Genomic DNA, 14457 nt, shown 5'->3' with positions numbered 1-14457 from the left:
AAATGCTCTGGCGGGCCACCATGACCACCCCAGACGCCGCCGACAGTCCATGGCGGCGGAAGAATTTAAGCCCTCTAGTTTAATCCCTCCGCGACACCAAGGAAACCCGCTCCCCGCCCCAGGCGGAGAGCGGGCCGTGGCTGGCGGTCAGGGTTCGACACAGCCCACGCACTGGATAACCACTTCCACCCGGCGGTTGGGGGCCAGGCATTCGACGAGGGGCTGGCCGCGGAGCCCTTCGCAGACCACCACGGGCCGGGTCTCGCCCTTGCCTGACACCTGGATGAGCTGCGGCCTGAGCGCCCGGTTATCGATGAGGTACTGGCGCACCGTCTGGGCGCGGCGTTCGGACAGCCGCTGATTATAGGTAGCGTCGCCGATCCGGTCCGCGTGCCCCGTGATGGTCACGGACTCCACCGACTCATAGCCCTGCACCTCCTCCACCAGCGCGTCGAGCACCGCCCTGGCCCCGGGAAGCAGCCTGGCACTGTCGAAGGCGAAATGGGTGTCCGCGTTCAGCACCACTGGATCGAGAGGCACCGGCGGTGAGGGCGGAACCGGCTTGGTGACTTCGGGCGCCGGTGCCTCGGCCACCTTGCCATCGCAGCCCACGATGGCATCGGCAGACGTCCAGAAACCCGTATGCCAGCACTCGTCGTAGGCATTGCGTACCACCTCCCCCCGGCTGTCCGTGAGGTACTGAGCGTGGGCCGGCGTCAGGGCCATCGCGCCCATCGCCCACAGGAAGACCATCGTGAATCGCACCTTCATCGCTCGCTCCTTTTTCGTCCTGAGTCAACGTTAATTTAAAAGCATGTCTGGCACCGAAGACGCCCCTGTTGCCTCAACCACCACCTTCGGGCCGTTCCTTCTTCACCCCGCTATGGGCCGCGAATTCCTGCTCGAGTTCGGCGGCGCGCTCCGCCTCCCACAACGCGTGGCACTCCACCCCGCAGAAATACAGAACATAGTCATCGCCCTCGGGACTGACGGCCTCATCGCCCGGCAGCCACTCACTGCAGTAATTGCAGCGGACCTCGTTCTTGTCCGCATCCTCATCTGTCTTGTTCATAACCATGCCCCCAGGCCTTTCACGGACCCCGTGAGCCGCAAAACCCGGCACCCTTACCGTTACTTACAGGATTCGGGATCCGTTTCTATACTCGAATTATAGCCTCGTCACGCCAGTCCACTGATATGGGCCATCCATTTTCCCCGCCCTCCCCGTCCATCAGCCCCACGGCCGGCCGGTTAGAACCGTGGGGCCCGGTCTCCCCCGTCCCTGCAACCCGGAACCGGGGGGGGTCCCGGCTGGCGACCACCGCAGGCGCCGGCTCCAAGCGGGGAGCTGGACAAGGCAGTCGGGGACATGCAGACCTTTGGCCACCGTGATCAGGCCTTCCGGGATGGCTATATTCGTGACACAGATGCGGCGGAGGAATCTTCCATGAATGACGGTTACATCCTGTCCATCGACCAGGGCACCACCGGCTCCACCGTGCTGATCTTCGACCACGACGGCCAGGTCAAAAGCCGTGCCTACTCGGAGTTCACCCAGCACTATCCCAAGCCAGGGTGGGTGGAGCACGACGCCGAAGAGATCTTCACGGTGACCATGAAGGTCATCGCCGACGCCCTGCGGGCCGGTGACGTGCAGGCCAACGACATCCAGGCCATCGGCATCACCAACCAGCGCGAGACCGCCGTGGTGTGGGAGCGCGCCAGCGGTCGGCCCGTGGGCCACGCCATCGTCTGGCAGGACCGGCGCACCGCGCGCTATTGCGACGAGTTGAAGGCCGCCGGCCACGAAGACATGATTCGGGAACGCACGGGCCTGGTGATCGACCCCTACTTCTCAGGCACCAAGGTGCGCTGGATCCTCGAGAACAACCCCGGCCTGCGGGCCCGCGCCGAAGCCGGCGACATCGCCTTCGGCACCATCGATTCCTGGCTGGTCTACCGCCTCACCGGGGGGCAGGTGCACATCACCGACTACTCCAATGCCTCCCGCACCATGCTCTACAACATCCGTGAGCTGCGCTGGGACCCGGATCTGCTAGAGCTGCTGGGTATCCCCGCGGCCATGCTGCCCGAAGTCAAACCCTCCTCCGCGGTCTACGGGCACACGGATCCGGGCATGTTCTTCGGCACCCGCGACATTCCCATCGCCGGTATCGCCGGCGACCAGCAGGCGGCCCTCTTCGGCCAGGCCTGTCACCGCCCGGGTATGGCCAAGAACACCTATGGCACCGGTTCCTTCGTGCTCATGAACACCGGCAACGAGGCGGTGGCGAGCCGCGAGAAGCTGCTCACCACCATCGCCTGGGGGGTGGGGGACGAACCGGTCACCTACGCCCTGGAGGGCGCCATTTTCGTCACCGGCTCCGCGGTACAGTGGCTGCGGGACGGCCTCGGCATCATCACCAAGGCCGCGGAGACGAAGGAGCTGGCCCGCTCGGTGCCCGACAACGAGGGGGTCTACTTCGTACCTGCCCTGGTGGGCCTCGGCGCCCCCCACTGGGACCCCTACGCCCGCGGCCTGCTCATCGGCATCACCCGCGGCACCAGCCGGGGTCACGTGGTGCGGGCGGTGCTGGAGAGCATGGCCTACCAGACCCGGGACGTCATCGACGCCATGCAGCGGGACTCCGGCATCACCCTGAAGGATCTGCGCTGCGACGGCGGCGCCTCGGTGAACAGCGTCCTGATGCAGTTCCAGTCGGATATCCTCGGCGTGCAGGTGGAGGTACCGAGCATCGTCGAGACCACCGCCCTGGGGGCCGCGTATCTGGCGGGCCTGGCCGTGGGCTACTGGGACAGCAAGGACGAGATCGCCGAGAAGTGGGCCCTGGACGTCCGCTACCGCCCGCGCTTCGACGAGGCCAAGCGCGAACGCCTGTTCAAACGCTGGCACCAGGCCGTGGAACTGTCCAAAGGCTGGGCCCTGGAGGACGAACAATGACCCTGACCCTGCGCGAGAACAACATTCAAAGGCTACCTCAGGGCACCTTCGACGTGCTCATCGTCGGCGGCGGCATCAACGGCGCCGTGGCCGCCGCGGCCCTGGCCGGCAAGGGGGCCCGGGTGGCCCTCATCGATGAGCGGGACTTCGCCGGCTTCACCAGCCAGCAGTCCTCCAACCTGGCCTGGGGCGGCATCAAGTACCTGGAGAGCCATGATTACGGCCTGGTGCGCAAGCTGTGCCTGTCGCGCAACCGCCTCATCCGCAGCTACCCCACCCGGGTCAAGGAGATCCGCTTCCTGGCCACTATCGAGAAGGGCTTCCGCTATCCACCCTGGTTCCTGTGGCTGGGCACCTGGGTCTACTGGCTGTTCGGCAACGGCTTCACCCGCACCCCGCGCCTGATGGGCAGCGGCCGCATCGACGCCGAGGAACCGGTGGTGGATACCGCCAACGCTCAGGGGGGCTTCGAGTACTCGGACGCCTATCTCCACGACAACGACTCGCGCTTCGTCTTCCAGTTCATCCGCTCCGCCATGGACCGCGGCTGCATCGCCGCCAACTACGTGGAATCCCTGGGGGCACGCCGCGAGGACGGCCAGTGGATCACCGAGGCCCGGGACGTACGCTCCGGCGAGACCCTGGAGATCCGCTCGCGGGTGCTCATCAACGCCGCCGGCCCCTTCGTGGACGAACTCAACGCGAAGACCGGGGAGCAGACCACCCACCATCACGTGTTCTCCAAGGGCATCCACCTCATCGTGCCCCGCATCACGCCCAATCCGCGGATCCTCAGCTTCTTCGCCGACGACGGGCGCCTGTTCTTCGTCATCCCCATGGGCATGCGCACCTGCATCGGCACCACCGACACCCGGGTGGAAGACCCGGAAACGGGGGTGACGGACGAGGACCGGGACTTCGTGCTGGACAACATCAACAAGCGCCTGCGCCTGGAGAAGCCCCTGGGCCGCGAGGACATCATCGCCGAGCGCTGCGGCGTGCGGCCGCTGGTGGTGCAAAAGCAGGCCGAGGGCCAGGCCCGGGACTGGATGCAGCTGTCCCGCAAGCACGCCATCGACGTGGATCGCGAGCACGCCCACCTGTCCGTCTTCGGCGGCAAGCTCACGGACTGCGTCAACGTGGGCGACGAGGTGTCGGAGCGGGTGGCAGAACTCGGCGTGGGCCTGGACCACCCGCACTACCACTGGTACGGCGAGCCCCATCCCTCCGTTTGCAAGGAATACATGCACCAGGCCACCCTCATGCGTCTCGACGACTACACCGCCCCCGAGGCCATCGAGTCCCTCTCGAGCCGCCTGTGGCGGCGCTATGACAAGGATGCCTTCCAGTTGCTGGACGAGATCCGCGAGGACCCGCGCCAGGCCGAGGTGCTCATCAAGGGCACCGACTACACGCGCTGTGAGATCCGCCTCGCCCGGCGCCGCGAGATGATCGTCACCCTGGAAGACTTCCTGCGCCGCCGTTCCAAGATCGCCCAGGTGGTGCGCCACGAGGACATCCGCGATGCCGAGGGGCTGATGGAGGCCTGCGAGATCCTGTTCGGCGACCAGGCCCGGGCCCGCTACGATGAATATTTCGGGTCCGTCAACACCACGGCGCCGGCCGGGTCGCCGGCGTCCCCGGCATGATCCCGCATCACGCCGGTGGCGGACCGCATGGAGGAGACGCGTCATGAATCCCTTTATCGGTGAGGTCATCGGCACCGCCCTGCTCATCCTGCTGGGCAACGGCGTGGTGGCCAACGTGGTGCTCACGGGCACCAAGGCCAACGGTGCCGGCTGGATCGTCATCGCCTGGGGCTGGGGCATGGCGGTGTTCGTGGCGGTGTTCACCGTGGCGGCCTTCAGTGGCGCCCACCTCAACCCCGCCGTATCCGTGGGGCTGGCGGTGGCAGGCAAGTTCGAATGGGGCCAGGTCCCGGCCTACGTGGCGGCCCAGTTCCTCGGCGCCATGGTGGGGGCCTCCCTGGTGTGGCTCGTGTACCGTCCGCACTTCGCACGCACCGATAATCCTGACCTCAAGCTCGCCTGCTTCTGCACCGCCCCGGCGGTGCGGGACGCCCCCGCCAACCTGGTGTCGGAGGTGGTCGGTACCTTCGTGCTGGTGTTCGCGGTGCTGTTCCTGGCGGTATCGGTGTTCGGCCTCGGCGCCCTGGACGCCCTCCCCGTGGGCCTGCTGGTGCTCGCCATCGGGCTCAGCCTCGGCGGCACCACGGGCTACGCCATCAACCCCGCCCGGGACCTGGGACCACGCCTGGTCCACGCCCTGCTCCCCATGCCCGGGGGCAAGCGGGACAGCGACTGGGGCTATGCCTGGGTGCCCGTGGTGGGTCCGCTGCTGGGGGCGGTGCTGGCCGGGCTGCTCTACCTGGCGCTCCAGGACCCCACCAACGTCCATTTCCGCTGACACCGGAGTCATGGCCCACCGTCCCTCTTTGCCGAACCCGCGGCGCCGCCAGTTGCTCGCCGCGGCGGCGGCAGTCGGCCTCGGCCGGCTGGCGGCCGCCGCGCCCCTCGAGGCCGCTGCGGATCCCCAACGGGAAGCGGCGGCGCGGCGCTGGGTGCGGGGGGAATTCACCCCCTCCACCCTCAACGAGAAGGCGCGCATGGCCGAGATGGCCTTCTTTATAAGGGCCGCCGCCCCCTACCACGGCCAGCGCATCCACGTGGCCACGGAGACCATCCCCACCCACGTCTACGAACAGCGCGTCCTGGCCCGCGCCTTCCACGAGATCACCGGGGTGCGGGTGCAGCACGACCTGCTCCACGAGGGCGAACTGGTGCAGCGCTTCCAGCGCCAGGCCCGCACCGGCCGCAACCTCTATGACGCCTACGTCAACGACTCGGACTTCATCGGCACCCATTACCGCAGCGGCGCCGTGGTGCCGGTGTCCGACTGGATGGCCGGCGAAGGCGCGGCCTCCACCCTCCCCACCCTCGACCTGGATGACTTCATCGGCCTCGATTTCACCACTGCCCCCGACGGCAAGGTCTATCAATTGCCGGATCAGCAATTCGCCAACCTCTACTGGTTCCGCCACGACTGGTTCCAGCGGGACGACCTCAAGGCGGCCTTCCGGCGGCGCCATGGCTACCCGCTGGGAGTGCCCCTCAACTGGAAGGCCTACGAGGACATCGCCGACTTCTTCACCCATCACGTGAAGGAGCTGGACGGCCGGCGGGTCTACGGCCACATGGATTACGGCAAGGCGGATCCGTCCCTCGGGTGGCGCTTCACCGATGCCTGGCTGTCCATGGCCGGCGTCGGCGACCCCGGCCTGCCCAACGGCCGGCCGGTGGACGAATGGGGGATCCGCGCCGAGGCCTGCCATCCCCTGGGGGCGGCGGTGGCCCGCGGCGGCGCCGTCAACGGCCCGGCTGCCGTGTATGCCCTGCGCAAATACCTGGAATGGCTGGAACGCTTCGCCCCGCCCGAAGCCCGGCGCATGGACTTCTCCGACGCCGGCCCGGTACCGGCCCGTGGCGACATCGCCCAGCAGATCTTCTGGTACACCGCCTTCACCCCGGAGATGATCAAACGGGGCTCCGAGGTGATGAACCCCGACGGCAGCCCCCGCTGGCGGGTCGCCCCCTCGCCCCGCGGCGCCTACTGGGAGCCGGGCATGAAGCGGGGCTACCAGGATTGCGGCGCCTGGACCCTGCCCGCCGGCACCCCACCGGAACGGCGGCGCATGGCCTGGCTCTACGCCCAGTTCTGTACCTGCAGGAGCGTGTCCCTCAGGAAGACCCTGGTGGGCCTCACCCCCATCCGCGACAGCGACCTCCAGTCCCCCGCCATGGCCGCGGCCGCCCCCCGCCTCGGCGGCCTGGTGGAGTTCCATCGCAGCCCCGCGAGCCGCGCCTGGACCCCCACCGGCATCAACGTGCCGGACTATCCCACCCTCGCCCAGCTGTGGTGGACCCACATCGCCCGCGCCGTGGCCGGACGGGCCTCGCCCCAGGCGGTGCTGGACGCCCTGGCCGCCAGTCTCGACGAGTCCATGGCCCGCCTCGCCGCCCGCGGCGCCTTCGAGCGTTGCGAACCACGCATCGGCGAGGCCGGCGACCCCGCCGCCTGGCTGGCCCGGCCCGGCGCCCCCAAGCCCCGCCTCGAGGACGAGGAGGGCCGGGGGGAGACCATGGACTACGAGGCCCTGATGGCCTCGTGGTAAGCGGGCAGTCGGGCTGAAGCCCGACCAACACCCCCCCCAACACCCGTTCCTGCGGCACGGATGTAGGTCGCTTGCTCCTGGCAACCGACATCCCGCCCGCTACCCGCCGGGATCCCGTCGGCTGCCAGGAGCAGCCGACCTACGCCTCTGTCTTTCCCCCGAGGAGAAATGGGAAAGGGGAAACGGGAAAGGGGAAAAGATTACCACCCGTGCGTCCGCTCTGCTGACGCCGAAACGGTGGATCCGCTGCGCCTTTTTAAACTGCCACTCCTCCCTGACCTTCTCCCTTTTCGCGTCACTCGCGTCTTTCGCGGTTACGCTTTTGTAGGTCAGGATTCATCCCGACATCCAAACCCCATCGCACGTACCACGGGCCGGGCGCGGGCGGCGATATCGGTAGCCGGGAGCTACCGACGGGATAGCCTTACCGCGCACCTCCCGCGCTTATCCCCCAACCGCCTGGATCGGGTTAACCTGTAACCTTCCCACGGGCCCGCAGGCCCGGCATCCGCGGGGGGCCGTCATGAGATTCTTCGCACCCGTCATCACCTCCCATCCCCTGTACGGGGGGATGAACGCCGCGCGCCGCGGGAACGAGGGCGACGCCGTGGCGGAAGAGGAGACCTGACACCCGACCCGGACCGCGCACACGGTAGGGGTCGCAGTCCGAATGCAGGAGGGGTCTGAATATCGTCGTCCACAATGCGTCGACCTGCGGTGGTAAGGCAGGCCCCGGTCGTACACCGGCAGAACCGCGAGCCCTGCTTTACGGGGGCGCCGGGTCGATGATCCTCGTCAGGAACGCTTGATGCGCACCACGTTCATCACCTCCATCTCGATGCCGGCCACGGTCACTGTGGAGGGGTAGTAGGTGAGGTTCACGCGCGCGCCCTGGAGGCTGCGATAGCGCTTCTTGCGCTTGTAGCGGAATGCCACCTCGTGGCCCTCCACCATGAGGGTGTTGACATACCACTCACCCTCCACCCGTTGCACATGGGAGGTCACCTTCGCCATGTCGGTGTGTACGAGGTCGGGATGGCGCTCCCGCAGCTTTTCGGATTCGGATTTCATCACTCACACGCCTGCCAGGGCGGCCCGCTGCCGGGAGCGGGTGCCGATGGTGGGGAAGGCACACCATCCTGGTGCCTTTCCATCCATCCTAAGCCATCCCGGGCCGAAATGAACGCGGGCCGTATCCGGCCATCCGCCGGCGCGCGCCCTTGTGCGGCATGGGCGAGGTGCCTGTGAGCACCCGGACGATGGTATCTTATCGCCTCGGACGGCGACCCAGACGCCCTGACGGGCCACCACCCAGGTGCTCCAGCGGCCCGGGATTGATGTCCAAGGCGGGAGACGGCTGGTGAGCTTCGGACATCCAAGGCTCGGGGTATCGTGGCGGCGCGTATTGGCCGGTGCTCCGGGCGCCGGGCGGGTACGTTGTGTTCATCCGCCCACTGGGGTAATTTCCGCTTCAGATACAGTAACATCGGTAGTTCGCACCGAGGGCGCGTCCGACAGGGACTGAGCGATGAACGACCATCAAGGCAGTACCAGCGCGCCCGCGCCCGTGGACGACGCGGCCACTGTCAAGTCCGAGGACATGGCCATCATGTTCGCCGACGTCAGTGGCAGCACCCGTCTCTACGAGCGACTGGGCGACGAGATGGCCCTGGAGAAGGTGACCCGTTGTCTGGCCATGGCCTCGTCCATCACCCGGGACAACAAGGGGCGCGTGGTCAAGACCATCGGCGACGAGGTGTTATGCCTCTTCCCCACCTGCGCGGACGCCATCTCCGCCGCCTGCGTCATCCACGACCAGCTGGCCGGCCTCAAGGGTGTGGACGACGAGGCCGGCAACCGCCTCGCCATGCGCATCGGCATCCACGTGGGTCCCGCCATCCTGGAGGGCGGCGATGTCTTTGGTGATGCCATCAACGTGGCCGCCCGCATGACCGCCCAGGCCAAGGCGCGCCAGATCATCGTCAGCGGCGCCGTGCGCGGCGAGATATCCCCCATGCTGAAGTCCTGCACCCGCTACGTGGATCACGCCACGGTGAAGGGCAAGCAGGAACCCATGGAGATGTACGAGTTCATATGCCACCCGGACGATGCCACGGTGCTGGCGGAACTCACCCTGTCGGGGGGCGTCACCGCACCGCGCACTTTGGTGCTGCGCTGCGGTGACCAGACCGTGGGGGTGGGCGAGCACAACCCCAGCGTCCTCGTGGGGCGGGACAGCACCTGCGACCTGGTGGTGAACGAGATGACGGCGTCGCGCCACCACCTGCGGCTGGAATTCAGGAAGAACCGATTCTTCGTGGTGGACCAGAGCACCAACGGCACCTACATCCTGCCGGACCGGGAAGAGGTGGTGTTCGCGCGCCGCGACGAGATCGCCCTCGAGGGCAGCGGCCTGATCAGCCTGGGGTGCTCCTTCAAGCACGGCCCCAAGGCGGTGATCACCTACGAGGTCGAAGAAGACGGCGGCTGATGTCGGGATGAATCCCGACCTACATTCGTGCCCCGGGAACGGACGGTGGGGGGTGTATCTGGCCGGATGTCGGGATGAATCCCGACCTACATCCGTGCCGACGGAACCGGCGGTGGGAGGGAGTGTTTGTAGGTCGGGCTTCAGCCCGACAGCCCGCCGGTGAGGATTCCAACCCGACCCCGGGCGCATGCGGCGGGATTGGATGTCGGGATGAATCCCGACCTACGTCCGTGCCCCGGGAACGGACGGTGGGGGGTGGTGTTTGTAGGTCGGGCTTCAGCCCGACAGCCCGCCGGTGGGGATTCCAACCCGACCCCGGGCACATGGGGCTGGGATTGGATGTCGGGATGAATCCCGACATTCGTGCCCCGGGAACGGACGGTGGGGGGTGGTGTTTGTAGGTCGGGCTTCAGCCCGACAGCCCGCCGATGGGGATTCCGGCCCGGCCCCGGGCGCATGGGGCGGGATTGGATGTCGGGATGAATCCCGACCTACATTCGTGGCGAAGGGATGAATCCCGACCCGCATCCGTTGATATCGGGATGGTTCCCGCCTACAGGGGCCTGACCCGGTAACCGCGGCGCTCCAGCAGGGCCAGCAGCCCCTCCTCGCCCACCAGGTGGGCCGCCCCCACCAGCACCAGCTCGGTGCCGGGCTCCTCGAACATGCCCTCCACCCGGGGCAACCACTCCCGGGTGCGCTTCACCAGCAGGTTGGCATAGAGGCCGGGGAAGGCGCGTTTCATGTCGGTCACGAAGAGTTCCCTCAGGGTCTCCATGTCGCCGCCGCGCCAGGCCGTAATGAGTTCCTCCATGAGCTCATCGGTGCGTTCGAGATCCTCCAGGGAGTAGAGCACGAAGGCGCTCTCCCGCCCCTCGCCCATGGCGGCCAGGTAATCCAGCTGCGCCTCCACGCTCTCCAGCTCGGCCACCGTCTTGCCGTCCCGCCGCGCCATGCGGTACATGGAGCTGCCCACCCCCTCGGCCGCCACCCCGAGGCGCTCCAGTTCCAGGCCGATGAGGCTCAATATCACCATGGCCGGCTTGAAGCGCTCGAGACTCTGGAGGGCGACGCCGCGCGCCTCGCCATAGGCCTGGAGGGCCCCGTAGGCCTCCGGGGACAACACGTCCTCCAGGGTGCGCCCCGTGGGCAGGGTCATGCGCCGGAGGAGTTCACCGGCCAGGGCCGGCGACTCCATGCGCTCCACGTCGGTCTCCAGGTAGAGGGTATCGGCCTGGTGGTAGGCCCGCTCGAACTCCGCCGGCAGCGGGTAGTCCGTGGGGCGCAGCATATGGATGGTGCCGGCGAGGAACACCCGCTCACCGCCCTTCTCCGCCACCCACACGGCGGCTTCGCCCCGGGCGCCGGCGGAGATCATCAACAGCAACACGATAATCCACAACCGTTTCATGGTTGGTCTCCCTGGTCCGGGCAGGCCTCCCGGCCGGGCCCGAGGCGCCGGCGCACGGGCCATGCCCCCTGAGTCATGGTGTTGGACCGCGGCCCCGGCGGTGGGTTGCCCCGGGCCCGCATTGCCTTGCCCACCCGCGGGGGCCACGCCGGATCCCGCGGCGTCCTGCACCCTTCGGAACGACCTATCAGGTCGCCCCCCCCGCTGCCGCCAGCCGGTGCCGGCGCCGCGCCCGGCGTTCCTGCCACCCCATCATCAGGTCCCATTCCACGGGGATGATGAACAGGGTAAGGAAGGTGGCGGTGGCCAGGCCGGCCACGAAGGTCGAGGCCATGGTACCCCACACCAGGGAGTAGCTGGGGACGCCTACGGCCATGGGCAGCAGGCCGAGACTGGTGGTGAGGGTAGTCAGTAGGATGGGCCGCAGGCGCAGCCGCACGCCCTCCAGGATGGCAGCGCGGCGGCTCATGCCGGCGCGATAGTTGCGGTTGATGAAGTGCAGCAGCACCAGGGAGTCGTTCACCACCACCCCCGTCACCCCCACCACGGCGATGAAGCTGTTCACCGTGAACAGGGACTGGGAGACGAATTTGCCGAGCACCACGCCGATGATGGAGAACACCACCGCGGACAGGACGATGAGAGGCTGCCCGTAGGACCTGAACTGGGTGGCCAGGATCAGGTAGATGAGCAGCACCGCCAGGCCGAAGGCATAGGTCAGGGAGCGGTAGGAGCGCTGGGTGTCGTCGAAGGCCCCGCCGAAGGTGATGGTGGCACCCGGGTAATCGTCCCGGATGGCGGCGTAATGGCCCTTCACCCATTTGACCACCAGCGGGGTGGAGATGGGGGTGCCGCTGCGGATGTCGGCGGTGATGGTGAGGCTGCGCTGGCCCTGGTAGCGGGCGAGCTCATCGAGTTCCACCGCCGGCACCGCCCGCGCCACGTCCCCCAGGCGCACCGGCCCGCTGGGGTGCTCCAGGACCGGGATGTCCAGGGCCTTGTGCGGGCGCTCCAGGTAAGCGGGGTCCACCCGCAGCTTGAGGTCCACCTCCTCGTCCCCGGTGCGGTACTTGCCGATGTAGCGCCCGTCCAGGACCGATGCCGCCAGGCGCGCCGCGGCCGCCTTGGAGAGGCCATACTCATGGGCCCGCTGCTCATCCACCTCGAAGCGATACAGGCGTGCCGGCTCGCCGCGGTCATCCGCCAGTTGGGACAGATGGGGCGCGACATCGGGATTGGCCGCCAGGGCCCCGAGGATGCCGTCGGCGAGACGCTCCACCGCCCCGTCGTCACTGCCCACGACGCGGATGCTCACATCCTTGCCCGCCGGCGGCCCGTCCTTCTCCGCCCGCACCCGGATGCGGAAACCATCCGTGCCGAAGCGCGCCTCGAGCCGCCCGGCGATCTCCTCGAGGTGGTCCAGGGCGTCCTCGAAGTCGCGGTCCGCCGTCGCCGGCAGGGCCACCATCACGGTGCCCAGATGGCGGCCGAACTGCTGCTCGTAGTTCTCGTCGATGACGAAGCCGGCGAACCCGGCGGCGGACCGGGCGGCGCCGGGACCATCGGCCATGATGAACTCGGAGATGGCCCGCACCCGCTCGGAGGTGTCGGCGATGGGGGTATGGGGCGGCCCCTCCACGAAGGCGTAGTAGAGGTTGTAGTCGTCCGGGAAGAACTTGATGCGAATGAGGGGCGCGATCCCCGCCACCGACACCGCCAGCATGGCCAGGGACACCACGAAGGCGATGAGCACCGTGACGACGCTGGTGATACGGAACCGCAGGGTGACATGGATGAGGCGGTTGGTGAGCCGGCGCAGGGGCACCATGAGGGCGTTGTCGTGGTCCTCGTCCGGCACCCCGCGGCCGTTCGGTCGCGGGCCGTAGTCCTTGAAGTGGATGGGCAGGATGAAAATGCACTCGATGAGGGAGGCGACGATGGCGAAGGCGATGGCCTTGGGGATGAGGGCGAAGAACTCCCCCGTGGCCCCGGTCATGATGAGCATGGGCAGAAAGGCGGCCACGGTGGTGGCGGTGGCGGACACCACGGGCATCAGCACCTCGGCGGCACCGTTGACGATGGCCTGCTCCAGCTCCTCGCCGTTCTGGACGTGGCGGTAGATGTTCTCCACCACCACGATGGCGTCGTCCACGACGATGCCCGATACCAGCACGAAGGAGAACAGAGTGATCTCGTTCAGGGAATTGCCGGTGAGGTACATGAACACCATGGTCACCAGGAAGGCGAAGGGGATGCCGACGGTGGTGATGGCGGCGTTGCGCAGCCCCATGAAGTACCAGATCACCAGGCTCACCAGCAGGATCCCGAGGGCCAGGTTGGAGCCCAGGGTGGTCATGGCCTCCTCGATGTAGGTGGTGGAATCCTGGGTCAGCACCACCTCCACGCCCTGGCGGGCGAGGGCCGGGGCGAAGTCGGCCACCGCCGCCTGCACCCCGTCGTAGATGTCCAGGGCATTGCCGCGGTCCGTCTTCAACACCCTGATGGTGACGCAGGACCGGCCGTTGACGGTGGTGATGACATCGGGGTCGCGGTGACCCATGACCGCCCGCGAGGCCACGTCGCCGACGGTGACGAAGGAGCCGTCGGCGTCCCGGCGCACCACGGTGGAGACCACCTGGTCGCGGTTGCGGAAGCGTGCGTCGGCGCTGACCACGAACTCCCCCGAGGCATCCGTGAAGTCACCCGCCGGTATGGATACGTTGGCGTCCTGCAGGGCGGCGGCCACCTGCTCGTAACTGACCCCGTGGGCCTCCATGAGGTGGGGGTCCAGGTAGACATGAAACTCCCGTACGTACTCCCCCTGCAGTTCCGCATCCATTACCCCGGGGATGGTCCCCAGGGGCACACGCAGCTCCTCGGCCATGAGGGACAGGGCACGGTTGGAACGCTCGCCCACCAGGTTAACCGCCACCACCGGCAGCCAGTCGGAGGTCCGGACGAGATTGAAAGTGGGCGGGTCGACACCCGCCGGCAGCTCGTCGAGCACCGACAGCACCCGGAAGCGCAGCTCGTCGTAGAGGGCCTCGTAGTCGGTGTCGTCCCGGAACTTCACCATCACCGTGGACACCTCGCGGGTGGACCTGCCCTGGATGAACTCCACCTCTTCCAGACCCTCGAGGGAGTCCTCCACCTCCCGGGTCACCAGGGCCTCCACGTCCCGCGGCGAGGCGCCGGGATAGACCGTGACGATGAGGGCCTTGCCGAAGTTGACCTCGGGATAGCGCTCCACCGGCATCTGCATGACCGAGAAGGCCCCGGCCACCATGAGCAGCACGAACACGAGGTTGAACAGGACCGTCTGGCCGAGGGCGAAGCGCACGACGGGGGTCATGACGGCGTCATCCCGGAACCCGCTCGCGCAGCGAGATCGATCCCTTTAT

At 67.7% G+C, this 14457-nt stretch carries 10 protein-coding genes; 5 read left to right on the top strand and 5 right to left on the bottom strand.

All coding sequences use genetic code 11. From position 1 onward, the window contains the following. Window positions 1-147 precede the first annotated feature (147 nt). Window positions 148-771, bottom strand: a complete 624-nt coding sequence (locus U5S82_16220; protein ID MDZ7753157.1) for an OmpA family protein — start codon at window positions 769-771, stop codon at window positions 148-150. Between the two features lie 73 nt (window positions 772-844). Next, entirely contained in the window at window positions 845-1072 is a 228-nt protein-coding gene (locus U5S82_16215) for a DUF3330 domain-containing protein (GenBank protein ID MDZ7753156.1), read from the bottom strand. A gap of 375 nt (window positions 1073-1447) precedes the next feature. Here U5S82_16215 and glpK point away from each other — a divergent pair, with 375 nt between their 5' ends. The 4 genes from glpK to U5S82_16195 are packed head-to-tail and all read left to right on the top strand — an operon-like array spanning window position 1448 to window position 7154. Next, entirely contained in the window at window positions 1448-2962 is a 1515-nt protein-coding gene (glpK, locus tag U5S82_16210) for a glycerol kinase GlpK (protein ID MDZ7753155.1), read from the top strand. Between the two features lie 2 nt (window positions 2963-2964). Then, window positions 2965-4611, top strand: a complete 1647-nt coding sequence (locus U5S82_16205; protein ID MDZ7753154.1) for an FAD-dependent oxidoreductase — start codon at window positions 2965-2967, stop codon at window positions 4609-4611. A gap of 43 nt (window positions 4612-4654) precedes the next feature. Beyond that, window positions 4655-5389: an MIP/aquaporin family protein gene (locus U5S82_16200; GenBank protein MDZ7753153.1), complete on the top strand. Its 735-nt coding sequence runs from the start codon at window positions 4655-4657 to the stop codon at window positions 5387-5389. A 10-nt stretch (window positions 5390-5399) separates the two neighbouring features. Continuing rightward, the gene (locus tag U5S82_16195; protein MDZ7753152.1) at window positions 5400-7154 is read left to right on the top strand and encodes an ABC transporter substrate-binding protein; all 1755 of its coding nucleotides are present in this window, start codon (window positions 5400-5402) and stop codon (window positions 7152-7154) included. 795 nt (window positions 7155-7949) lie between these two features. On the opposite strand, the gene U5S82_16190 is transcribed toward U5S82_16195, so the two are convergent. After that, the gene (locus U5S82_16190) at window positions 7950-8225 is read right to left on the bottom strand and encodes a hypothetical protein (protein MDZ7753151.1); all 276 of its coding nucleotides are present in this window, start codon (window positions 8223-8225) and stop codon (window positions 7950-7952) included. 457 nt (window positions 8226-8682) lie between these two features. Between U5S82_16190 and U5S82_16185 the strand changes: the two genes are divergently transcribed. Next, window positions 8683-9645, top strand: coding sequence for an adenylate/guanylate cyclase domain-containing protein (locus U5S82_16185; protein ID MDZ7753150.1), 963 nt, complete (start codon window positions 8683-8685; stop codon window positions 9643-9645). Between the two features lie 553 nt (window positions 9646-10198). Here the strand turns inward: U5S82_16185 and U5S82_16180 are convergent. Together U5S82_16180 and U5S82_16175 are read right to left on the bottom strand one after the other, a co-directional pair. Next, a complete protein-coding gene (locus tag U5S82_16180) occupies window positions 10199-11056 on the bottom strand; it encodes a TraB/GumN family protein (protein ID MDZ7753149.1) in 858 nt (285 codons plus the stop codon). Between the two features lie 187 nt (window positions 11057-11243). Further along, a complete protein-coding gene (locus U5S82_16175) occupies window positions 11244-14408 on the bottom strand; it encodes an efflux RND transporter permease subunit (protein ID MDZ7753148.1) in 3165 nt (1054 codons plus the stop codon). Between the last annotated feature and the right edge of the window lie 49 nt (window positions 14409-14457).

The organism is Gammaproteobacteria bacterium (assembly GCA_034522055.1).
Taxonomy (GTDB): Bacteria; Pseudomonadota; Gammaproteobacteria; order JAABTG01; family JAABTG01; genus JAABTG01.
This window is presented reverse-complemented; position numbering and strand designations above follow the sequence as displayed.